The following is a 24,453-nucleotide window of genomic DNA, read 5'->3' on the forward strand; positions in this document are numbered from 1 at the left end:
TATAACATTTGTTTTTGGGTGTAATGGAAACAGAGAGGGGAAAGAGGATGAACTGGCTTACAAGTCTAATTACAATTGGCCTATTCGTAATTGTTGCAAAACCGATGGGAGACTATATATACAATGCTTTTCAGCGTAAGGAACCATTTCAAAAGGTATTTGGCCCACTGGAAAACATCTTATTTAAAGTTGCTGGGATTAAAGGGCATAGTCAGACTTGGAAACAATATATGTTTTGCTTAATGAGCACAAATTTTTTCTGTATCTTGGTTGTATATTCGATATTTCGATTACAAGGGATTCTTCCATTAAACCCGAATCACTTTTTAGGATTAGAACCAACATTAGCATTTCATACAGCAATTACATTTATGACGAATGCGAATTTACAACACTATGGGGGAGAAAGTAGTTTATCATATTTCTCTCAAATGGTAGGTGTGACATTTATGATGTTTGCGGCACCTGCAACTTCATTGTCAATTGGTATTACGTTTATTCGTGTACTAGCGGGGAAAAGAATAGGAAACTTCTTTGTTGATTTTGTACAAGCAATTACAAGAGTATTATTGCCAATTTCATTTGTGGCATCATTGATATTTGTGGTTTTAGGGACACCGCAAACACTGGATCCAACAATTGTTGTGAAAACGTTGGAAGGAACGGCACAAGAAATTCCTCGTGGACCGGTAGCGTCTTTGCTTTCTATTAAAGAACTTGGTGACAATGGAGGAGGTTTTTTTGGAACAGTTTCTGCGCATCCTTTTGAAAATCCCAATATGATAAGTAACGTGCTACAAATGATGTTACAAATGTTAATTCCGATGGCTTTTCCATTTGTATACGGAAGAATGGTTGGCAATCGGAAACAAGGTAGAATGTTTTTTATATCAATGTTCATTCTTTTGATTATCGGATTTTGTACGCTTGCTATATCTGAATTGAAGGGGAATCCATTGTTAAATCAATTAGGGATAGAAAGTTCACAAGGAAATATGGAAGGGAAAGAAACTCGTCTTGGCGTCATCTCTTCTGCTTTATATGCAACTGTTACAAGTGCCTCTGGAACAGGTGGTGTTAATACAACACACGACACATTAACACCGATTGGTGGAATGGTTCCACTTATAAACATGCTTTTAGGTACCGTGTTTGGAGGGATCGGACTTGGGTTTATGAATGTCGTCATGTATGCAATGATTGCTGTGTTTCTAGCCGGATTAATGGTGGGACGTACACCGGAGTTTCTTAACAAAAAAATAGAAGGAAAAGAAATGAAGTTAATAGCAGTCACGATTGTGTCTCAGCCATTACTTATTCTTGGAACTGCAGCAATTGCATTTTCTACGAATCTAGGAACAGATGCAATTTCTAATCCGGGTTTTCATGGTTTAACGCAAATTATATATGAATACACGTCATCTGCTGTTAACAACGGATCCGGATTTGAAGGATTAAGGGATAACACGCCTTTTTGGAATCTTTCAACGGGAATTGTTATGTATATTGGTAGATATTTAGGTGTGATTACAATGCTTGCCGTCGCAGTTGGACTCAAAAGGAAAAAGGTTGTACTTGAGACTAGAGGAACTTTTCAAACAGATAATCGGTTATTTGGAGGAATTCTACTTGGGACTATCTTTTTAATAGGTGCCTTAACATTTCTGCCGGTACTTATACTAGGACCGGTTGCTGAATTTCTTACAATATCATAGTGAAACTTTAATTTGTTTAGGCTTTTACTAATGCATTCTCTTTAACAAGGTGTTAAATTTAATTTAACTAAAGTAAATAAAATTAACATAAAGATGATTATATGTTAAACTGTATTAAAATTAATTTAATATAATTTTATTGTGCAAATTGCTATAAGAAAATTAGGAGGATTAGATAAATGAAGGAGATTGAAAGCAAAGATATACAAAAATGGAAAGGCCAATATCCTTTACTAAGCAGGCTCATTTCGATGGAAGAAGTATTTTGGATTAATCTCAATATCGAAAAATTTCAAACGGGAATTAAAAAATCCCCCCTCACTCAAGAAGATGTAAGGGATGCAGAGGAAAGGTTGAAACGTTTTGCTCCATATATTGCTAAGGTTTTTCCAGAAACAAAAGGAATGAACGGTATCATAGAATCACCTTTAGTGAGAGTTCCTTCCATGAAACAATCCTTAGAACAGGATTATCAACAACCTATATTAGGTGAATTATTGTTAAAGTGTGATAGTCATCTTCCTATATCAGGATCTATTAAAGCAAGAGGGGGAATTTATGAAATTCTCAAACATGCAGAGGAATTAGCTTTTCAACATCAAATGTTAACGATACAAGATGATTATTCGATTTTAGATAGTGATAAGTTTCGAAGTTTCTTCTCGCAATATTCAATTGCAGTAGGCTCGACTGGAAATTTAGGTCTTAGTATAGGTATTATGAGTGCTAAGTTAGGTTTTAATGTGACTGTTCATATGTCAGCCGATGCAAAAGAGTGGAAAAAAGATTTGTTAAGAAGTAAAAATGTGACAGTGATTGAATACGAAGCTGATTATAGTAAAGCGGTAGAAGAAGGGCGACTGCAAGCAAATGCAGACCCTAGTTGCTATTTTGTTGATGATGAAAACTCCCATGATTTGTTTTTAGGATATGCGGTAGCGGCATCTCGTTTGCAAAAACAATTAGAAGAGTTAGAGATAACAGTAAATGATGAACATCCTTTATTTGTTTACCTTCCGTGCGGAGTAGGTGGTGGGCCTGGAGGAGTAGCATTTGGCTTAAAGTTATTGTATAAAGACAATGCCCATTGTTTCTTTGCAGAACCTACCCACTCTCCATGTATGTTACTTGGTTTAATGACTGGACTTCATGATAAAATTTCTGTACAAGATATTGGCATTGATAATGTCACAGACGCGGACGGACTTGCTGTAGGAAGACCATCTGGATTTGTGGGTAAAACTATGGAACCTTTTTTAAGTGGTAGTTATACAGTTAGCGATGAACGGTTGTATAAGTTACTTAAGAAATTAGTCGATACAGAGGGGCTCCATTTAGAACCTTCTGCACTAGCAGGGATGATAGGACCAATGAAATTATGTAAAGAGGGAACCGATTATTTATTGAAGCATAATTTAACAGAAAAAGTGAGGAAGGGTACACATATTATTTGGGGGACTGGTGGAAGTATGGTTCCTGAAGAAGTGAGGAAGCAATATTATCAAAAAGGCTTGAATTTAGCGCTAGAGAACTAGAAGTAATTTAACACGAGGGTAGTTTAACCCCCGTGTTTTTTTATTCGAATTTTTTTGTTATTTTTAACGTGGTTCATTATAGTATAGATATAGGGTTTTTTTGAAAGTAAGGACTTGACGATATAAGCTTAATAAATTCGTTATACAATAGAAAGCTTCATTTTACATAAATAAGAGGATGTGTATATACAATGTCACTACAGTCAAAATATTTAGCGGGTATTTCACTTGGGGTAATGGGAGTAGGGTTTGCGGCGACTATTCCATTTCAGGAATCGATGATAGGAACAATTGTACAAGGTGGATTTGAAGCAGGATTAGTAGGGGGGCTTGCTGATTGGTTTGCAGTCACGGCACTATTCCGTCATCCAATGGGAATTCCAATTCCGCATACAGCCCTACTTCCAAAAAATCGTAAACGGGTTACGAAAGGCCTCGTTTCCACACTGGAGAATGATTGGCTGACAAAAGAAAGCATAACAAATAAAGTGAAGGAAATGAAGTTAGCACAAATGGTGTTACAGATTGCAGAAAGAGAGCTGCAATCTGATGCTGTGAAAAAAGGGATTGTTACAATTGCTGAAAAAGCGATTCTTCAAATTGATATCGAAAAGTTAGCTATTGTAATTGAAAAAGAATTAAAAACATATTTACATACGATTAATACAGGAAATATACTGCAAGTCCTTATTGATCAATTGGTTGTACAAGAATATGATGAAAAAACACTTGATTACATGTTAGTTAAAGCGAAAGAGTGGACGGCTCAAGATGAAGCCCGTTATCAACTTGGAAGTTTAGGCATGAAAGCGATGGAAAATATAAAAGTGGATGGATTCTTGCAATTTACTCTAAAATCTTTCATGAATATTGTAGATGAAGAAAAAATCGGAAGCATATTGCAGAAGTTCGTGATTAGTAATATTAGTAGTTTACAAAATCCTGATAATACCACAAGACAACTTATATTAGTGAAAGTTCGTCAAGAACTTATTAATGTGAAGGAAAATGAAGCGGTATTACAGGAATTAGAGAATTGGAAAGAAAGTTGGATCGCAAATTGGAATGCGGCTGACAAGATAAAAGAATTGTTAGGACAAGCGCAGGTAAGAGCAGTCGCTTTTATTAAAAAAGAAGAGTTTGCAGATCAATATCTTCTTCCATTTTTAACGAAGCAAATGAACAAAGTGAAAGAAGATCCAGTAACAGTTCAAAAAATAGAAGGCTGGTTGCAAAAGCAAATTGTAAATCTTGTTGAAAATAATCATTCCAAGATTGGAAAGCTTGTACAAGAAAACCTTGATAAGTTAGACGATCAAACATTGATTGAAATGATTGAAAATAACGTCGGCAAAGATTTGCAATGGATTCGTGTGAATGGTGCTGTTTGCGGGTTTATGATTGGGTTAGTTTTGGAAGGGATTAAAGCACTTATATAGAAAAAAACCTTCCTCATGATATGAAATGCATGTGGAAGGTTTTTAGTATCCGAAGAAGTTTCCTTCCTCAATTATATGCTAGCGTTTCATTCTTCAAGAAGGCTTATGTTTGTATTATAAGCTTTTTGAATGTTTAGCTGATGTGTTCCGTTTCCGAGCTTTAGTGTGTTTTTATACCATTGTTCTTGCTGATTTGAATCTGGATTTTCTTTTGAAGAATTATTCACCTTTTTCGTTAACTCTTCTACATGTTCCCAAGGTGTATTCCCATGAGAATCTTTTTGATTTGTTACTGCTGATAGTGTTATGTCGCTATCTTTTACAAGATGAACAGACACGTTTGATATTTCTTGTACAGACCAATTGCTTTGTAATTGGCCTGGGTAAAGAGAGAGTTCTCTTTCAGAACCGCGAATTTCCACATTTTTATTCTGCGGGAGGACAAGTGTTGCTGTCATTCTTGACTGTGAAGCAAAGAATTTATGGTGAACAGGTAATGGTTTTAATGTCACATACATTGTTTCACCAACTGTGTGAATGGCAATGAAATCTTCCTGTTTTAGTTTGTTCTTTTCATTTGCTTTCATAGTCATTTCATATGTTCCTAATAAATGCACTTTATTAATGTTACTACCTTCTATTGTAAGAGGAGTATTACTCGTATCAACTACAATCTTTTTAATAGAATCAGGGATGTCATGTTGCACTTCTGGGATGTTATTCGTTTGCTCAGTTGTTCCAATGGAATAACGAATCTCCTCTAGTAATCCAGTGGATAATAAGAAATAGAATGAAATTCCAACGGTCCCTAATGCGCCGATAAAGAAAATACTAAATATATCATATTTAATAATAGGCTGCTCTTTTTTAGAGAATATAACGTATAGTAAAATCTCGATGCCAAGCACAATGAAAAGAATAGGCCACCATGCTGTGAAGTTATCAAATACTTGTATACCTTTTATAGTTGAAAATAATAAGAAACAACCTAATGTGATAATTGAAATCCCCATAGATATCGTTCCTACACGCCATGTTCTCATTCTTTAGCACCGCCTTTTTCTTCTTTATTCCCTAGTAATAATTTAAAGCCACCACCAATTAAAAGGAGGGCAACGATAGATGTTTGGAAATAGCGATAATATAATTCACTAATATGAATATTGAATATAGTAGCGAAATAATCGTCAAAAATAGGGAGGAGTGTTTGATCTAGTAAATAATAGCATCCTAACCCGATGAGTCCGATACCAAGCCATTTTTGATGATTAATAAAATAATCGATAATAGGTGTGTCTTGTAAATCTTCTTTTCCGTATTTGGATGTTTGCTGTAATGTATCGAAAAAGCTATAAAACCAAATGATAGGTACTAAAAATAAGAAGGCGGAAAGTCTTAATAAATCAAGCATATAAATGGCAAGTAAAAAGGCTGCCATTAGTTGAAGACCACGGCGCTGTAAGCCTAAATACATATGACCCGCTCCAGGGAACATCGCTAAAATAGAAGCGAATGTTTTACTTTTCCTTCCTTGTTCTCGGTGCTCCTCAAAATCTTCGAAAATAGTACGATCGACTAATATTTCCCCACGTTCTTTTTTCTGCAGCTGCTGGACGACATCGAAGAAATTATAAATCCATAGAACAGGTAACGTAGCGAGAAAGATAAGAAAGCTTTCACGAGATGTTAATAGTGTAACGAATATAATCATGCTACCTAGTCCTGTAAAAGCGACTAAAAATGTAAGTCCACGCTGCATAAGTCCTAATTGGAAATGCCCAAGTCCAGGGATGATGGATAAGAGAATGATATAAAATCGTTCACTTTCACGTGCTGCTTCTTGCGTTAGATCTTTCTCTTTTTTCCATGACTGATTCACTATAGAAATAATTAAGTCTAGTATATTTATTCCCCATACAAGTGCTAATAAAAATAGGATAAGGAAAACAATCCCGTGATTTCCGAAGTTAATAGTAAAGCCTATCGCAGCGAGAAATAATAATAATGAACTACCACCATATATAATAAAACGACCAATTCGCTTTAAATATAAATGTCCAAGCCCAGGAATCAACCCTAGAACTAGCGCTAAAAATGGGTTTTTATTCATGTTTTGAACCTCCGTTCGTTTTTGAAGTGTGTATAGTTTTGTTTAAAATTTGTTTTGAAATCGAAACCCCACTTTGTTTGGAAGATTGTTCAAAACTAGAAGTCACTGTGAAAATATAATGGAATAAACCGCTTGCCATAAAAATTAAAGTAGCTGCAGTTGCAATTATGTAGTGAATGAGCGTACTCTTTATTTGTCTTGGTTGCTTCTTACTCATTTTTTCTTCAGACTTAAGTTTTTCGAATTTGATTTGCTTCATAACCTCATTTGTAAATGAATCACCATTTATGATTGGAAGGTTTTCATTTTGTTCATCAATGATTTCCATATAAAGTGCTAAACAATGATCACATTCATAAAGATGTTGTTCCATAGATTCACGTTCGTTATGTGATAGAAGATCTAAAGTGTAATTGCACCAAGCTTCTTTTGAAAAATGCGTCATAAAAAATCTTCCTCCTTCCAATGTTTTTTGATCCATTTTCTTGCTCTATAAAGCTTCATTTCGACTGTTTTGATTTCAGCATTTTGTTGAGTAGCAATTTCTTGATAACTTTTGTCTTCTAAGTAATGTGCGAGAACGACATCACGATAATTCTCTGGAAGTTCTCTTAGTTTTTGAGCAATCAGCAATTTTTGCTCTTTCGTCAGTAACAATGCCTCAATATTATGAGAGGATTTTATATTTTCCTGAGTTTCGTTTGATAAGGAGAGCTCTACTTTTTCCCTTTCTTTCTTTCTCTTATAATCAATGGCATGATTTGTAGCAATCCGTGCCATCCACGTTTTTAATCCGCGGAATTGATAGTTAGGGAGAGAGGCGTGAATCTTTACGAATACTTCTTGTGTGATATCTTGTGCATCTTCCTCATGTCTTAAAATAGCAAAAATAACTTGGAAAATATAATGACGATATGTTTGTACAAGGATACGAAAAGCATGTTCACTTCCTTGTTGTGCTTTTTCAATTAATTGTTTTTCCTCAATGGTTCTCTCCCTCCTTTTTGACGCATTCTATTATATAGACGTAAGAAATGGGAAGTCCCCCTACACATGATGTAAAAAAAGAATAATATATTTTAAGAGAAGAGGCTACTTCAAAAGGTGTGAAAAAATGTTATAGAGAAGTATATAATGAGAAATAGGGAAATGTTACATGGAGAAAGGATGTGAATGTTAGTAGAGGAACTCCTATACTAACAAACATGAAAATAAAAGTATTGATAGCCGATGATAACTCTTTTATTAGAGAAGGCATGAAAATTATTTTAAGTACATACGAAGAATTCGAAGTGCTAGAAACAGTAAATGATGGGCAAGAGGCTCTAGATTATTGCAAAAAACATGATGTAGATATTGCACTTTTAGATGTTCGAATGCCAAATATGAATGGTGTAGAGGCGACGAAGCTAATTTGTGAGGAGACAAAAACAAAGCCGCTTATTTTAACGACATTTGATGATGATGAGTATATTTTGGAGGCAGTAAAAAACGGAGCGAAAGGTTATTTGTTAAAAAATAACGACCCGGAGCGCATTCGTGATGCGATAAAAGGAGTATATAACGGGCAAACTGTTATGCAAGACGTAGTGCTTGATAAAATTAAGTGTAACTTACTGGAAAATAAAGAAGAGGAGTCGAAAATAGATAAGACTCTTTTTACAGAGAGGGAACTCAGTATTATTGCATTAATTGCAAAAGGTTTCTCTAATAAAGAAATTTCAAAACAGCTTTTTATATCAGAAGGAACAATTGCAAATTATATTACGTCTATTTTAGGGAAAACGGGTCTTGAACATCGTACGCAAATTGCGATTTATTATTTAACAGGGAAAGTAGACTGACTTTATGGAGTTTTGGTTCATTGTAAGTAAATTAATTGTCTTCTTATATATAGTGTTCAGTTATATTCACTCAAATGTTATGAACTTACCGTGGGTTATATTTACTTTGCTTTCGTACCTTTGTGTAAACGTGACAATTTCTATTTTAAAAAAAGATGCGTATAAAAAAATATTAATTGGACTATCAATCGGTATTATCGCTTTGTTTACATGGAGGATTCATCCGTTTTTTATTTTGTTTTTACCTTTGAACTTATACGAAATTGTATCTTATTACATAGAAAAGAAATGGCAGATCTTTTTCATTATGATTCTCCCTATCGTTTTTGCGGATGAAAGTGTTCAAATGACATATGGACTCATTACTGCATTTTGTTTTCTTGTTTTAACGATGGCAGACCGTTACATAGTACGATTACTAAAGCTTGAAAAGCAAAATGATAAGATGCGAAAAGATATGCAGCGGCTCACAAAAAGTTTACATGAAAATAAAGAATACATAAGGCAATCAGAATACACATTTAAATTAGAAGAACGAAATCGATTATCACAAGAAATTCATGATAAAATTGGTCACTCCATGACAGGTGCACTTATTCAAATGGAAGCAGCAAAGAGATTGATGGAAATAGATAAAGACAAAGCTACGGAGTTACTACAAAATGCGATTCATATTTCTAAAGATGGGATTGAAAATATTAGAATTACCCTTAAAAATATGAAACCACCAACTGAACAAATTGGAATTCATCGTATGAAATTATTCATAGATGAGTTTGCGGGCAAGCATGATATAAAAATTCCGTTTGTGTATAAAGGGAATTTGGATACAATTTCCCCTATCCAATGGAAAATCATTGGTGAAAATATTACGGAGGCGTTAACGAATGCGATGAAATATGCTGATGCGACAGTTATTTCAATAGATATTCATGTACTTAACAAGATGGTCAAGGTACAGGTGAAAGATAACGGGAAGGGTGTAGTCTTTGTTAAAAAAGGACTCGGTATTATTGGGATAGAGGAGAGAACAGCGTCTGTTAATGGGAAAATAATTGTAGATGGAACGAATGGCTTTTCGGTAACAATGTTGTTGCCGATTCAGTAAGACATGATTGAGATGAATGATCTCATATGAAAAAAGTGAATATTCTCATGTGAAAAGAATGAACTTCTGCACTGAGCAGGTTCATTCTTTTTGTTTATAATAACAGCAGAGAAACTGAAATAGGGGTGAAATGATGAACGCATTAGAAATAAAAAATTTAACAAAAAAATTTGGTGATTTCATCGCAGTAGATAATATGTCTTTAGCTATTAAAGAAGGAGAGATATTTGGATTTCTAGGATCAAACGGTGCTGGTAAAAGTACAACAATTAATATGATTGCTGGATTGTTAAGAAGTAATGAAGGTGAGATTAGCATACTAGGAAAAAATACAAAGAAACATAATCGTTTTGCGAAAATGAACATTGGAATTGTACCACAAGATATAGCAATTTATGAGGAGTTAACCACCTATGAAAATGTGAAATTCTTTGCGGGTTTGTATGGATTACGAGGTGCAGAATTAAAAGCGAGAGTAGAAGAAGCATTGCAGTTTGTAGGACTAAGTGATAAACATAAAAGTTATCCAAAGAACTTTTCGGGTGGGATGAAACGAAGACTTAACATTGCTTGTGCCATTGCGCATCATCCGAAGTTAATTATTATGGATGAGCCGACCGTTGGAATTGATCCGCAATCAAGAAACTACATTCTTCAGTCTGTACGAAAATTAAATGAGATGGGGAGCACAATTATTTATACAAGTCACTATATGGAAGAAGTAGAAGAAATTTGTACAAAAATTGCAATTGTAGATCACGGTAAAGTAATTGCAGAAGGTACGAAAGAACAATTAAAAGCGATTATTACAGATACAAAGGATATTTGGATTGAAGTGAAGTCAGTCGAAAAGCTAGAAGTAGCTAAATTAAAAGAGATTAATGGCGTCAAAGCTGTTCAAATCGAAGAGAACGTGATTAAAGTGCATTCTGATGCAGGGTTGAATAATTTAAACAAAATTATTCAACATTTTATTAATCATGATATTGAGATCCGTTCGTTAGAAGAACAAGCGCCTAACTTAGAAACAGTATTCCTTACACTGACAGGCAGAAATTTACGAGATAAATAAATTTTTATTAAGAGAAAAAGGGAGGTTCATCGATTGAACATCTTCAATATTGCGATTATGCACATCAAAAGAGACTTTCGGGATATTAGAACATTAGTTTTTATGTTGGCATTCCCAATTGTGCTTATGCTTGTATTAGGAACAGCTTTAACGAATGCATTTAAGGGGGAAGGCCAGTCTATTAAAGATATACAAGTATTATATAAAGATGAAGCAAGTAGTACGTTCTCTCAATCATTTGAAGCATTTGCGAAAGAAACAAGTAAATCGGGAATTCACTTTAAAAAAGCCTCAAATGAAATAGATGGCAAAGAAGAAGTGAAACAAAATAAATATGCCGGATATTTAGAAATGAATAAAGACGGTGTGAAATTATATGAGAGTGATCGAAATAGTGTTGAAGGAAGTATCATTGAAGGGATGCTTACGACATTTGTTGATAAGTACAATGTAGCAGTAGAAGTTGCGAAAGTGGATCTTAGTAAGGTTAGCACAGTTATCTCAAATGGAAATCATGATGATTATATAAAAGAAACATCTTTACAAGCTGCTAAAAAACCAAGCTCTATGGATTACTATGCAATTGTAATGACGACAATGATTGCTTTATATGCAGCGATGGGAGCAAGTTATTTAATTCGTGGAGAGCGAATTAGAAAAACGGGTGATCGCTTAATTGCGGCACCTGTTAGTAAAGCAGAAATTTTTATAGGGAAAATATTTGGTAGTCTTGTAGCAAATACGCTTTGTCTACTTCTCGTCGTTTTCTTTAGTAAATTTGTCTATAAGGCGAATTGGGGTGACCATCTTGGAGTAATCTTTCTTATTTTATTAACGGAAGTCTTGCTTGCAATTAGCTTTGGATTAGGAATTGGATATATTACAAAAACAGGAGAAGCATCTAAAGCGATTATTATGGTTGTTGTGCAATTAGCTTCTATTTTTGGAGGAGCATATTTCGTAGTTGAAGAAAATGTAGTTACGAATTTATCACCATTAACATGGGCGAATACAGCGATTATGAAAATTGTTTATGCAAATGACATAGGAGCTGCATTACCCGTTATCGTTTTAAATCTTGGTATTTCAGCACTCTTTTTATTGCTTGCGATTATCGCATTACGCAGACGGGAGGGGTTATAGTATGAAAGATATTTTATGGCTTATACAAAAAACATTATCTGTGCTTTTGAAAAATAAAAAAGGATTACTAATTATTATTGGTTTACCAATAATAGGGTCTTTAATTTCTTTTTCGATATATGGAAATGTAGGGCAAGGGACGTTAAACATTGGGGTTGTAAATAAAGAAAATCAGTATATAGCAAATGATACGGTGAAGTTTTTAGAGGGATTAAATCATGTGAAAGTGAGTAAGATTAAGGAATCAGAAGTAGAAGATAAGCTTACTTCGAAAAAACTTGATGGAGTAATTACGTTAAATAAAGGTTTTTCACAAAGTGTTCGAGATGGGAAACCGAGTCATATTGAGGTTGCATCGATAAAAGGTGATCAAGTAACAGGGTTTGTAAAATCATACTTGAATAATTATATTGATAATATAGTTGCTATTAGTAAAGTCGCGCAAAATGATCAAAGTACGTTTGATAACATGTATGCGGGTTATCAAAAAAGTTCATTTAAAGTAAAAGCTGAGACGCTTCAAGATACTTCAAAAAATAAAGATATGACGAATCAAACTGTCGGTTATCTCATTATGTTTATGTTGTTTTCAGCGGTGAATTTATCAGAACTCATTTTAAAGGAAAAAGAGAATAGAACGTATTTTAGATTATTATCAACACCGATAGATGGGAAAAAATTTATATTATCTAACGTAGCTGTTAATATGATTGTTTTAGTCGTTCAAATTGTTGTCGCAGTGTTATTTATGACGAACGTTTTTCATACGAATATCAATATGCCATTTATGGTCATGATTGGCGTACTGATGATATTTGCTTTAGTAGCAATTGGTATGTCACTAGCCATTGTATCTTTTGCGAAAAATGCAACTTCTGCAAATGCTATGCAAAATATTATAATAACACCAACGTGCTTACTTGCCGGATGCTTCTTTCCGTTTGAAATTATGCCAACATCCGTGCAAAAAATAGCTGATTTTCTCCCTCAACGTTGGTTATTAGATACGATAGGAAAATTACAACAAGGGACGCCATTTGCAGATTTATATTTAAACATTTTAATTTTGTTTGCTTTTGCAATTGCCTTCTTCTTAATTGCGATTTATAAGTTTGGTCGTAATAATGACGCGAGGAATTTTATGTAATAGGAAGGGATGCGGTATGGTGCCGCATCCCTTTTTGTATGTTTGTAATCTAAAGTATCTTTTCAAATTTACTTTATGGGATCCTGTTATGTGTTTTGCTAAATTAATGGTTTTTAATAAATAATTTTGAGCAGCGGTCTGAATTCGTTGTCGCCAATCATAAAAAGAGATAAAAAGATTTTTATTTCTTTCGTATCTCATGTTTTCTAACATCATGATGAAAGGCTCATATACAAACGCAGAGATTCCGAAATTCCAATCACCTGTGCTGGGAATAATTATATTGCTCATAGAGCCAAATAGTCCTGGGACAAAAACGATAGGTTTTTTTCTTGTATTGTTTTTCATAGCGTCCTCCTTTTTATTGAGCATTAAAATTAGATTTTGTTGAACACTATATAATGAAAGTGAGTCTAAGCTAAAGGGGACTGACATGGCAAAAAAGATATTACGTATTATTTCTATTATCATTAGTGCAGTGATTTTTCTAGTTGTTTGGATGCATATTGATGTAACGCTAGGAAGGAAAGTGGAAGCTGATAAAAACCAACGGAAAGAGTATGCTCCTCGTTATAGTGATTTTCAATTATATGTAGAGGGAAAAACGCTATATCATCAGCTTTTTTCCGATATAAAAGAAGCGAAAGATTCTATCTTCACGTATTTCTATATCATTTCGAATGATAAAAGTAGCCATACTTTCTTAAATTTGTTAAAGGAAAAAGCAGAAGAAGGGGTACAAGTATACTTATCGGTTGATTGGATTAATGATTTATCTTTTGAAAGAAAATATAAAAATGAATTGCAGGCAAGTGGTGTCCATTTTACATACAGCAGGAAACCGGAGTTCCCATTCTTTTTTTATTCGCTCCATCATCGTAATCATCGCCGTATTACAACGATAGATGGGAAAATAGGGTATAGTGGTGGTTTTAATATAGGTAATGAATACTTAGGGAAAGATAAGCGCTTTGGATATTGGCGAGATTATCATGTGCGATTGCAGGGAGAAGGGGTAACAGATTTAGAGGAGCAGTTTGCGTTAGATTGGAAACGGGATACTTCAGAAGAAATTGCAAGAACAGCTCAATCTACTATTAAAGGAAAGACGTTACACACTATGTCTAGTTATAATGGACATAAAGTTGTTACGAAGTATATGGAATTAATAAAAGAAGCAAAGCGTTCTATCGTGATTGCCACGCCCTATTTTATACCGACAGATAAAGAACTTATGAATGCTTTAATTCAGGCACGAAAGCGGGGAGTATCGGTAAAAATACTTTGGTCTTACAAACCGGACGTTCCGCTTATTAAAGAAGCAGCCTACCCATATATTCGTCAGTCAATTGAAAATGGAATCACTGTATATGGATATAAAAAGGGGATGTTTCATGGGAAAGCAATGATACTCGACAACGAAATAACTGTGATTGGTACAACAAATTTCACTTCGCGTAGTTTTCATATTAATGATGAGATGGATTTTTATGTATATGGTGGCCCGATGATTCAACAAATAAATCAAGCGTTAACACAAGATTTTCAAGATTCAAAGGAGATAACTTCATCATTCTTTGCAAATTTATCATTTTTAGAGAAGTGTAAAGAAAAAATAGCATGGTTGGTTAATTATTATTTATAGGAATCATATAAATGAAAATTAAAATGCTTAGAGTTTATTCTCTGAGCATTTTAATTTTCATTGTAGTGTTTTCAATCCAAGTTTTCAAAAATTAAATGATCTATAAGTCTTTTTTTAAATAGTAATGTTTATAGTCTCTGCCGACATTATCAAGGACACCAAATTCTTGATAACCGTGCTTTTTATAAAAGTCTAATGCTTGAAAGCTTAAAGTATCCACTTTTATGAAATCACAATTCTTTTCTAAAGCTATTTGTTCGATTTCTAATAAAAGTTTAGTCCCATAACCTAGTTTGCGTATGTTTTCATCAATTATAAAAGTATGAATCTCTAACCAATTCCAGCAAATTTCACCTAATATTCCTCCGCGAACCTTGCTGTTTTCATCCTTAAGAAATAAATTAATCTCTTGGTATCTACCTCTTAAATCCACTGGGAAATACTTTAAATTATATTCATAAAGCCGATTGTTAACGTTGTTTTTATCAGTTCCATTTAATTCTTTCGTAATATGTAAATTCATTAATTTCTCCTCCTGCAATTTTTGTGAAATGATTTAGAATATAAAATGAATTACTTTTTCTTGAATACGTATCTTCATCATCTCAATATACTTATTTTAACATAAATATCCTAATATTCTGGTTATTGTTTTTTAAAACATCTATTGTGAATGTGTTGAAAGTAATACCATTCAGAGTGTTATTTTAATTGTTCAAACCATATAACAATTAAAAAGCGAGAATAAATTGTATGAAATTTCATACTCGAAACGTATTTTTTCATCAAAATATCTTTTGAAGGATAAACAAAGATGATTGAGGAGGATGGAATTGAGTCGTCAAACTATTATTCGTGAGATTGTAGAGCGTATGTTCATGGTTAAATTAGATCATCCCTTAAGAGTCGGTGTTAGTGGTATAACAGCTTCTGGGAAAACAACATTTGCAAATGAGTTACAGAAAGAAATTCATTTGCAGGGAGGAAAAGCCGTTCGAACAAGTATAGATAATTTTCATAATTCAAGAATAGTTAGATATTCACAAGGTAAGGAATCGGCTAAAGGATATTATGAAGATGCTCATGATTATAAGGCATTTGCTGAGCGGTTATTGATTCCGTTAGGGCCTGGTGGTGATATGCGATATGATATGAGATCACATGATTTAGAAACGGATATGTACATTGAACCAGATCCCATACTTGCTTCAAAAGACATGGTATTTATAATTGATGGTACTTTTTTATTAAAAAAAGAGTTGCAACATTTATTTGATTATAAAATATTCGTAGAAACGGATTTTGAAATTGCGAGAGAACGTGGTTCGAGTCGAGAAGCAAAAAACTTTTGGAATAAAGAAAAGGCAGAGAGAATGTTTTTACAAAGGTATCACGCTGCTTGTCATATGTATATAGAAGAGCATGGACCGAAGGAATGTGCAGAGGTAGTTTTAATTAATAATGATATTGAAGCACCGAAGGCTTTATTTAAGAGTTTGTGATTGTAACAGTGATACTGATAACAGTTATTGGAAGGGCGTTTCATGAATTGTGTATAATTGGGGCACAGTTTTTTTATATTGTTATGATACTACTTTTTTAGAAAGAGTAAGGTGCGGAAAATACCGCACCTATTTTTAAAGTCAAAGTTGCAGTTTTTTTACTCTAGAAAAAGTCACTTTTCTTCTACGAGTTCCGTTAACTCATGATTAATTAATGTGCCAATATGCTCACCTAAGCATATTTTTTTCATAACTCCAGGTTCATCAAAATTAAAGATATGAGCTGGTAAATGGTAGTCGCGAGCAAGTAATAAGGCTGATTGATCCATCACTTTTATATTGTTTCGAACGACATCATTATAATTTAAATGACGATACATTTTTGCTGATTTATTTCGTTTTGGGTCACTTGTAAAAACACCGTCTACACCTTGTTTTGCAACTAAAATGGCATCGCTATTCATTTCGATTGCTCGCTGGACACTCGGGTAATCTGTCGTAACGAACGGTTGCCCATTCCCGCCGCCAAAGATAACGATATATCCTTTATCTAAATGATGAACAGCCCGTAAACGGATGTAGGGTTCTGCCACGGCTGTAAAGGGGATAGATGTCATAACGCGTACTTCTTTATCTGTCTTACTTGTTAATACACCGCGCAGCATGAGACTATTAATAATTGTACCTAATGTCCCTATATTGTCTGCTTCAACGCGATCAATCCCCCATTCTTCAGCTAAGTTTCCTCTGAAAATGTTTCCTCCACCAACGACAAGAGAAACTTCAATACCTAAATCGACGATTGATAAAATCTCCGTTGCGATATGTTCTAAACGTTTGGAACCGAAACTATTTCCATCTTGATCAGCTAAAGCACCACCACTTAATTTAATTAGAACACGTTTGTATGGTTTCATGGATTTTCCCTCCTATACATATGGCAATAAAAAAGGAGCAGAGGCGAATGCCTTTGCTCCTTTACGAGAAAATGAAATAGAAAAAGGAAGAGCTATAATGAGATCTTTTGTATGATTCTTCATAATATCAACTCCTTTTCATCTCATTTACGTTCAAATAAACTTACTTTTTAGATTATATAAAATAATTTGATGTTTTATCAATGTTATTTTCATTTTTTTATCTTCAAAGGGTGTCAATGAATATTTAAAGAAAAAAATTCGAATTTTTTGTGACGAATCTGTAGTTTTTTGTCTGATTTTGTAGGTTCGCCTATATTATGTGAGTAAGCTTTTGTAAATACAAATTGAAAGCGTTCGCATGAAGGGATGAAAATATATGAAAAAATTCGGATTAGCAACACAGATTTTTGTTGCACTTGTCTTAGGGATTGTAGTAGGGGCAATCTTTTATGGCAATAAAACAGCAATTTCTTATATCACACCAATTGGGGATATATTTATCCATTTAATTAAAATGATTGTAGTACCGATCGTTATTTCAGCGCTGATTGTTGCAGTAGCTGGTGTAGGGGATATGAAAAAGCTCGGAAAATTAGGCGGTAAGACAATTCTCTATTTTGAAATTATCACAACAATCGCGATCTTAATGGGATTAATCGCAGCAAACGTGTTCCATCCAGGAACGGGTGTTGATATGAATAACTTACAGCAAAGTGATATTTCATCATATAAACAGACGGCTGATGCAACAGAGAAAAAAGGTTTTGCAGAAACGATTGTTCACATCGTACCAAAGAACGTATTTGAATCAATTGCACAAGGAGACTTATTACCGATTATTTTCTTCTCTGTGTTATTTGGTTTAGGAGTTGCAGCAATTGGGGAAAAAGGAAAACCGGTGTTTAATTTCTTTGAAGGTGTGCTCGAAGCGATGTTTTGGGTTACAAATCAGGTTATGAAGTTTGCGCCATTTGGTGTATTTGCACTGATTGCTGTTACGGTTGCAAAATTTGGTGTGGCAACACTACTTCCTTTAGGAAAATTAGTGCTAGCTGTGTATGTAACTGTTATACTATTTGTTATTGTTGTATTAGGTATTAATGCACGAATGGTAGGGATAAACATTTTTACATTAATGAAAGTTTTAAAAGAAGAACTTATTCTTTCGTTTACAACAGCAAGTTCAGAAGCTGTTTTACCTAATATAATGAGAAAAATGGAAGAGTTCGGTTGTCCGAAGGCAGTTGCTTCTTTCGTTATTCCAACAGGGTATACATTTAATTTAACTGGTTCGGCTATTTACCAAGCATTAGCAGCATTGTTCGTCGCTCAAATGTATGGAGTGCACATGCCATTAACGCAGCAGATTACATTGTTATTTGTTCTCATGCTGACGTCAAAAGGAATGGCAGGAGTTCCAGGTGCTTCATTTGTTGTTGTATTAGCAACATTAGGTTCAATGGGATTACCGTTAGAAGGTATCGCGTTAATTGCTGGTATCGACCGCATTTTAGATATGATTCGCTCATCTGTCAATGTATTAGGGAATGCATTAGCGGCCATCGTGATGTCGAAGTGGGAAGGCGAATTTGATCATGAGAAAGCGAAACAATATGTAGAAACAGTCAAACAAACAGAAGCAGCATAAGAAATAGATGAGGAGTGAGTAATAATGGCAACATTAACTGGAACTACAAAAAATGTACGAATTGAAAAAGATTTTTTAGGTGAAAAAGAAGTGCCAACGCATGCTTATTATGGAGTTCAAACGATGCGTGCTGTAGAAAACTTTCCAATTACAGGGTATAAAATCCATGAAGGTTTAATTAAAGCTTTGGCAATTGTAAAAAAAGCAGCCGCACTGGCGAACACTGATGTAGGAAGATTGGAACTGAAAAAAGGTGGCGCAATTGCCGAAGCAGCACAAGAGATTCTTGAAGGGAAATGGCATGATCATTTTATCGTGGATCCGATTCAAGGCGGAGCAGGAACTTCTATGAATATGAATGCGAATGAAGTCATTGCCAATCGTGCCCTTGAATTATTAGAAATGGAAAAGGGAGACTATCATTATATTAGTCCAAATAGCCACGTGAATATGGCACAATCAACAAATGATGCATTCCCAACAGCAATTCATATTGCGACATTAAATGCACTAGAAGTGTTACTACAAACAATGGGCTATATGCATGATGTATTCGAATTAAAAGCAGAGCAATTTGACCATGTGATTAAAATGGGGCGCACACATTTACAAGATGCTGTACCAATTCGTCTTGGACAAGAATTTAAAGCATATGCTCGTGTAATTGGACGTGATATGAAACGAATTCAGCAATCCCGTCAACATTTATATGAAGTAAATATGGGAGCAACAGCAGTTGGTACAGGATTAAATGCGGATCCTGAGTATATTGAAGCGGTGGTAAAACATTTAGCTTCAATTAGTGAACTACCTCTTGTTGGAGCGGAAGATTTAGTAGATGCAACGCAAAATACAGATGCATATACGGAAGTATCAGCTGCACTGAAAGTATGTATGATGAACATGTCCAAAATCGCGAATGATTTACGCTTAATGGCATCTGGTCCACGTGTTGGACTTGCAGAAATTATGCTTCCAGCTCGTCAACCAGGTTCATCTATTATGCCAGGGAAAGTAAACCCTGTTATGCCAGAAGTGATTAATCAAATCGCGTTCCAAGTAATCGGTAATGATCATACGATTTGTCTTGCGTCAGAGGCGGGTCAATTAGAGCTAAACGTTATGGAGCCAGTACTTGTTTTCAACTTACTTCAATCGATTAGTATTATGAATAACGGTTTCCGTGCCTTTACAGATAATTGTCTAAAAGGAATTGAAGCAAATGAAGGACACTTGAAAGAATATGTTGAGAAAAGTGTAGGAATTATTACGGCAGTGAATCCACATATTGGTTATGAAGCAGCGGCTCGCGTTGCTAAAGAAGCAATTGCGACAGGGCAATCTGTTAGGGAGCTTTGCTTAAAAAATGGTGTGCTGTCACAAGAAGAGTTAGATTTAATTTTAGATCCATATGAAATGACACATCCGGGGATTGCGGGAGCAACTCTTTTAAAGAAAAATTAAAAGAGGAGGGGACATTCCCCTCTTTTTTGTTTACAATATAGAAATGGCATATATAAATAAAGGTAGGGATGGTATGAGTAAATTTACAGTTACCTCTAATGGTGTATTAGAAACGACATTAAGAGGAGTAGAAGTATTAGCTACACCACTTTTAAATAAAGGGGTTGCTTTTACAGAAGAAGAAAGAGAAGAACTAGGGCTAAAAGGGTTATTACCACCTGCGGTATTAACATTGGATGAACAAGCACGCCGTGCGTATGAACAGTTTTGTTCACAGCCAGACGATTTATTAAAAAACGTATATTTAACAGCACTCCATGATCGTAATGAAGTGTTATTTTATCGTTTACTTACAGATCATTTACGTGAGATGCTTCCAATTGTGTACACGCCAACTGTTGGTGTAGCCATTCAAAGATATAGTCATGAGTATCGTAAACCACGTGGAGTGTATTTATCCATAAATGATCCTTCTGGCATAGAAGAAGCGTTTTCTAACATTGGTGCAACAGCTGAAAATATTGATTTAGTTGTTGTAACAGATGGTGAAGGAATATTAGGAATTGGTGACTGGGGTGTTGGTGGTATTAATATTGCTATTGGGAAGTTAGCAGTTTATACAGCAGCAGTTGGAATCGATCCTAGTCGTGTATTACCTGTTATTTTAGATGTTGGTACGAACCGTGAGGATCTTTTAAGTAATCCGTTTTATATTGGAAACCGTCATCCTCGTATAACTGGCGAGGCCTATGATACATTTATCGATACATTTGTAAAAGCTGTATGTAACAAGTTTCCAAAAGCATTGTTGCACTGGGAAGACTTTAGCTCACGCAATGCACGTAAAATTTTAGACAAATATCGTGATCATGTATGTACATTTAATGATGATATTCAAGGAACTGGTGCAGTTTCACTTGCAGCTGTATTATCAGCAGTGAAAACTTCAGGTGTCCCACTTTGTGAACACCGAGTTGTTGTCTTTGGAGCTGGTACAGCTGGAATTGGAATCGCTGATCAAGTGCGAGATGCGATGGTTCGTGCTGGGCTATCAGAGAAAGAAGCAAACGAGCGCTTCTGGTGTATTGACCGTAATGGTTTACTTACAGATAATATGGAAGGTCTTCTTGATTTCCAACTCCCATATACACGTATGGAATCTGAAGTGAACGAATGGAAGCAAAGTGAAACGGTTGGGCTTGCAGAAGTTGTGAAACATGTACAACCAACAATTTTAATTGGTACATCAACAGTAGCTGGTGCATTTACAGAAGAAATTGTAAAAGAAATGGCTTCTCATGTAGAACGACCAATTATTTTACCAATGTCGAATCCAACACCGCTTGCAGAAGCAAAACCGGTAGATTTAATACATTGGACAGAAGGACGGGCACTTGTGGCAACTGGAAGCCCATTTGAGCCAGTTACATATGATGGTGTTACGTATGTAATCGGACAATCAAATAATGCGCTTATCTTCCCAGGGCTTGGTCTTGGAACAATTGTTGTTCGTGCGAGTGTAATGACAGATGGTATGTTTGCAGCAGCAGCAGAAGCAGTGGCAAGCATGGTAGATACAAGTCAACCAGGAGCACCTATTCTTCCGGAGGTAGAAGAACTACGTAACATCTCAGAGATAGTAGCAATTGAAGTAGCTAAAGCAGCGGTTGCTGAAGGGGTTACTCGTGAGGAATTCAGTGATAACGATATCAGAAAAGCTGTTAAAGAGGCAATGTGGCAACCTGAATATCGCCAAGTAAAAGCAGCTAAACAGGTAACAATATAGAAATAAAGCCCGTTTATATTATAAGCGGGCTTTCCTTGTTCAATTTTTGAAAAATATATTTCATAAATAGGAAGTGGCATCTTTGAATTGGAATCAATTGTGGAAGAAAGATATGTCCCTTTTAATTATTTTGATATTAATTGTTCCAATTGCCGGAGAATTAAATTTTCATCCGTTTAATGATACCTTTCGTGTAAGTTTTGGGACGCCAATCTTTTTCTTTTTATTGTTATTTTTACGTAAAATACCAGCGGCAGTAGCCGGTGTATTCGTCGGGTTATCGGTGGTAGGAGTTCGGATTTGTCTTGATTGGATGCTACAAGGGTCTTTTCATATAACTGATTCTTTTTATTTGCGTTATCCAGTGTTCTTTTATTATTTTGTGTATGGAAGTCTTTTTTCATTATGTAGAGTGAATAAATTTCATCAGAAACCATTTATAATAGGGTGCCTTGGGATTACAATTGAGATTATAGCAAGTATGTCAGAACTTACTTTTTATCATGTTTTAGTGCTTGGTACAACAATTACGATTTCTGAAATAAATAAATTGATTATTATCGCTGTTTTTCGAAGCTTCTTTGCCCTTGGTTTCTTAAATATGATGAGTCTATATGAAACGAAATTAAAGGAAGCACAAGTCCGGAAAGAAAATGAAAAAATGTTAATGCATCTTTCTAACTTATATGTGGAATCTGTTCATTTAAAAAAGACACTTCAAAATGCAGAATTAATTACACAAGAAGCATATCAATTATATCGAAATTTACAAGCTAGTAATGATGCGGGTGGCATAGAAATACATAGTAAAAAAGTATTAAAAATTGCTGGGGAAGTACACGAAATAAAAAAAGACAATCAAAGAATTTTTGCGGGGTTATCAAAGCTTTTATTAGATAAAAATCTTTCTGAATACATAGAAGGTCATGAATTGACAGAAATGATTGTCAGGATAAATGAGAAGTACGCCCAGCTATTAGGGAAAGAGATAACATTTTCTAAAAACATAGAAGGTGAGCATGAGGAATATCATGTTTATACTGTATTGTCGATATTAAATAATTTAGTTGCAAATGCTGTTGAAGCAATTGAGAACACTGGTACAATTATAATAAAGACATATAAACAAGAAAGAAATATAATGTTTGAAGTAATAGATGATGGTCCCGGTATTTCACCAAAATATAAAAAACTCGTATTTAAACCAGGTTTTACGTCGAAGTATGATCAAACAGGTACACCATCTACAGGAATTGGTCTTTCTTATATAAAAGAGATGGTTACAGAACTTGGGGGAGAAGTGAATCTGCAATGCAGGGAGAGCGGCAGAGGATGCAAGTTTATTGTCCGTTTACCAGAGTCTAGTTTAACGCGAGAGGGGGAATAGAGTGTTTTATTATATCGTAGATGATGATGAAGTATTCCGCTCTATGCTATCACAAATTATTGAAGATGGTGATCTTGGAGAAGTAGTGGGAGAAGCGGAAGATGGTGCTTTTGTTGAAGTAGATCAGTTGAATTTTAAAAAGGTAGATATTTTATTTATTGATTTATTAATGCCAATTCGCGATGGCATTGAAACAGTACGTCATATTGCACCGTCGTTTACAGGGAAAATAATTATGATTTCTCAAGTTGAGTCGAAACAATTAATTGGAGAAGCGTATTCTCTAGGTGTTGAATATTATATTACGAAACCATTAAATAAAATTGAGGTTGTATCTGTTGTGCGAAAAGTGATGGATCGTATTCGTCTGGAGCGATCTATACAAGATATTCAAAAATCACTGAATAACGTCTTTCAATGGGAACAACCGCAGGTGCGAAATGAACCGTTGCTAGAAGAGAAGAAGATAATGGACTCAGGTCGCTATTTATTATCAGAACTTGGTATTGCTGGAGAGAATGGAAGTAAAGATTTACTTAGTATGTTGGAATATTTATTGGGACAAGAAAAAGAAAAAACATTTGAATTTGGTTTTCCAGCATTGAAAGATATTTTTCACTATATTACGGTCAAAAAATTAGGTGGTGCAGCCTCAGAAACGGAAATTGATAAAGAAAGAAAAGCTTCAGAACAAAGGGTGCGCCGAGCGATTTATCAGTCATTAAATCATTTGGCCTCTCTGGGTTTAACTGATTTTTCAAACCCTAAATTTGAAAGCTACGCTCCGAAATTTTTTGATTTTACCATTGTTCGTAAACGTATGACAGAAATGACGAAGGAAGAACTAGCAACTTCCGGGCATACGAGAATTAATACGAAGAAGTTTATTCAAGTGTTGTATTTTGAGGCGAAAAGGTTGATGGAGGTAGAATAGAAAAGAGGATGCTTACAAATGAGCGTCCTTTTTTCTATGATTAAAATTTTGAAT

The 24,453-nt window shown here is 34.7% G+C and carries 21 protein-coding genes and 1 pseudogene; 15 read left to right on the forward strand and 7 right to left on the reverse strand.

The genetic code is table 11. The annotated features are described in order from the left end of the window. Positions 1–47: 47 nt before the first annotated feature. The 3 genes from kdpA to ORL93_RS13005 all read left to right on the forward strand — a co-directional run bounded on the left by kdpA (position 48) and on the right by ORL93_RS13005 (position 4,689). Complete coding sequence (gene kdpA, locus ORL93_RS12995; protein ID WP_033796032.1) at positions 48–1,715, forward strand: potassium-transporting ATPase subunit KdpA; 1,668 nt, start codon at positions 48–50, stop codon at positions 1,713–1,715. Positions 1,716–1,894: 179 nt separating this feature from the next. After that, a complete protein-coding gene (locus ORL93_RS13000) occupies positions 1,895–3,250 on the forward strand; it encodes a D-serine ammonia-lyase (RefSeq protein ID WP_265959114.1) in 1,356 nt (451 codons plus the stop codon). A 191-nt stretch (positions 3,251–3,441) separates the two neighbouring features. Further along, the gene (locus ORL93_RS13005) at positions 3,442–4,689 is read left to right on the forward strand and encodes a DUF445 domain-containing protein (RefSeq protein WP_097794186.1); all 1,248 of its coding nucleotides are present in this window, start codon (positions 3,442–3,444) and stop codon (positions 4,687–4,689) included. Positions 4,690–4,775: 86 nt separating this feature from the next. Here ORL93_RS13005 and ORL93_RS13010 read toward each other — a convergent pair whose 3' ends face one another. Genes ORL93_RS13010 through ORL93_RS13025 form a run of 4 tightly spaced genes read right to left on the reverse strand, consistent with a single transcriptional unit; the run spans position 4,776 to position 7,786 of the window. Further along, complete coding sequence (locus tag ORL93_RS13010) at positions 4,776–5,732, reverse strand: LiaF transmembrane domain-containing protein (RefSeq protein ID WP_097794185.1); 957 nt, start codon at positions 5,730–5,732, stop codon at positions 4,776–4,778. Continuing rightward, the gene (locus ORL93_RS13015) at positions 5,729–6,799 is read right to left on the reverse strand and encodes a hypothetical protein (protein WP_018782474.1); all 1,071 of its coding nucleotides are present in this window, start codon (positions 6,797–6,799) and stop codon (positions 5,729–5,731) included. Before ORL93_RS13015 ends, ORL93_RS13010 begins: the two co-directional genes overlap by 4 nt. Then, positions 6,792–7,244 (reverse strand): hypothetical protein, encoded by a 453-nt coding sequence (locus ORL93_RS13020; RefSeq protein WP_098160417.1) that lies wholly within the window; start codon positions 7,242–7,244, stop codon positions 6,792–6,794. The genes ORL93_RS13015 and ORL93_RS13020 overlap by 8 nt, the downstream gene beginning before the upstream one ends. Then, entirely contained in the window at positions 7,241–7,786 is a 546-nt protein-coding gene (locus ORL93_RS13025; RefSeq protein WP_309534111.1) for an RNA polymerase sigma factor, read from the reverse strand. The genes ORL93_RS13020 and ORL93_RS13025 overlap by 4 nt, the downstream gene beginning before the upstream one ends. Positions 7,787–8,004: 218 nt before the next feature. Between ORL93_RS13025 and ORL93_RS13030 the strand changes: the two genes are divergently transcribed. From ORL93_RS13030 to ORL93_RS13050, 5 genes are all read left to right on the forward strand, one after another. Next, the gene (locus ORL93_RS13030) at positions 8,005–8,643 is read left to right on the forward strand and encodes a response regulator transcription factor (RefSeq protein WP_003196658.1); all 639 of its coding nucleotides are present in this window, start codon (positions 8,005–8,007) and stop codon (positions 8,641–8,643) included. Positions 8,644–8,647: 4 nt separating this feature from the next. Continuing rightward, positions 8,648–9,751, forward strand: a complete 1,104-nt coding sequence (locus tag ORL93_RS13035; protein ID WP_265959115.1) for a sensor histidine kinase — start codon at positions 8,648–8,650, stop codon at positions 9,749–9,751. Between the two features lie 133 nt (positions 9,752–9,884). Next, positions 9,885–10,823 (forward strand): ABC transporter ATP-binding protein, encoded by a 939-nt coding sequence (locus ORL93_RS13040; RefSeq protein ID WP_265959116.1) that lies wholly within the window; start codon positions 9,885–9,887, stop codon positions 10,821–10,823. 33 nt (positions 10,824–10,856) lie between these two features. Then, entirely contained in the window at positions 10,857–11,966 is a 1,110-nt protein-coding gene (locus ORL93_RS13045) for an ABC transporter permease (RefSeq protein ID WP_097794181.1), read from the forward strand. A 1-nt stretch (position 11,967) separates the two neighbouring features. Beyond that, on the forward strand, positions 11,968–13,113 hold the full coding sequence (locus ORL93_RS13050; protein WP_097794180.1) for an ABC transporter permease: 1,146 nt from the start codon (positions 11,968–11,970) through the stop codon (positions 13,111–13,113). Positions 13,114–13,176: 63 nt separating this feature from the next. Here ORL93_RS13050 and ORL93_RS13055 read toward each other — a convergent pair. Next, positions 13,177–13,461, reverse strand: a pseudogene (locus ORL93_RS13055) (lipase family protein); the annotation flags it as partial. Positions 13,462–13,546: 85 nt separating this feature from the next. Between ORL93_RS13055 and cls the strand changes: the two are divergent. Beyond that, positions 13,547–14,758 carry a cardiolipin synthase gene (cls, locus tag ORL93_RS13060; protein WP_003196670.1) on the forward strand — a complete coding sequence of 404 codons (1,212 nt, stop codon included), beginning with the start codon at positions 13,547–13,549 and terminating at the stop codon, positions 14,756–14,758. 100 nt (positions 14,759–14,858) lie between these two features. On the opposite strand, the gene ORL93_RS13065 is transcribed toward cls, so the two are convergent. Then, positions 14,859–15,281: a GNAT family N-acetyltransferase gene (locus ORL93_RS13065; protein WP_097794179.1), complete on the reverse strand. Its 423-nt coding sequence runs from the start codon at positions 15,279–15,281 to the stop codon at positions 14,859–14,861. A 310-nt stretch (positions 15,282–15,591) separates the two neighbouring features. Here ORL93_RS13065 and ORL93_RS13070 point away from each other — a divergent pair, with 310 nt between their 5' ends. Next, positions 15,592–16,260, forward strand: coding sequence for a nucleoside/nucleotide kinase family protein (locus ORL93_RS13070; protein WP_265959117.1), 669 nt, complete (start codon positions 15,592–15,594; stop codon positions 16,258–16,260). Positions 16,261–16,433: 173 nt separating this feature from the next. Here the strand turns inward: ORL93_RS13070 and pyrH are convergent, their stop codons facing one another. Next, positions 16,434–17,177: a UMP kinase gene (gene pyrH, locus ORL93_RS13075; protein ID WP_003196676.1), complete on the reverse strand. Its 744-nt coding sequence runs from the start codon at positions 17,175–17,177 to the stop codon at positions 16,434–16,436. Positions 17,178–17,556: 379 nt separating this feature from the next. On the opposite strand from pyrH, the gene ORL93_RS13080 reads away from it, so the two are divergent. From ORL93_RS13080 to ORL93_RS13100, 5 genes are all read left to right on the forward strand, one after another. Then, positions 17,557–18,828, forward strand: coding sequence for a cation:dicarboxylate symporter family transporter (locus tag ORL93_RS13080; RefSeq protein WP_003196680.1), 1,272 nt, complete (start codon positions 17,557–17,559; stop codon positions 18,826–18,828). 24 nt (positions 18,829–18,852) lie between these two features. Next, positions 18,853–20,292, forward strand: coding sequence for an aspartate ammonia-lyase (gene aspA, locus ORL93_RS13085; protein WP_265959118.1), 1,440 nt, complete (start codon positions 18,853–18,855; stop codon positions 20,290–20,292). 52 nt (positions 20,293–20,344) lie between these two features. Beyond that, complete coding sequence (gene malS, locus ORL93_RS13090; RefSeq protein WP_095995493.1) at positions 20,345–22,078, forward strand: oxaloacetate-decarboxylating malate dehydrogenase; 1,734 nt, start codon at positions 20,345–20,347, stop codon at positions 22,076–22,078. A 73-nt stretch (positions 22,079–22,151) separates the two neighbouring features. Next, the gene (locus tag ORL93_RS13095) at positions 22,152–23,465 is read left to right on the forward strand and encodes an ATP-binding protein (RefSeq protein WP_006094415.1); all 1,314 of its coding nucleotides are present in this window, start codon (positions 22,152–22,154) and stop codon (positions 23,463–23,465) included. Position 23,466: 1 nt separating this feature from the next. Continuing rightward, positions 23,467–24,399 carry a response regulator gene (locus tag ORL93_RS13100; protein ID WP_097794177.1) on the forward strand — a complete coding sequence of 311 codons (933 nt, stop codon included), beginning with the start codon at positions 23,467–23,469 and terminating at the stop codon, positions 24,397–24,399. The last annotated feature ends 54 nt before the right edge of the window (positions 24,400–24,453 follow it).

Source organism: Bacillus sp. DHT2, from assembly GCF_026241455.1.
GTDB lineage: Bacteria > Bacillota > Bacilli > Bacillales > Bacillaceae_G > Bacillus_A > Bacillus_A pseudomycoides.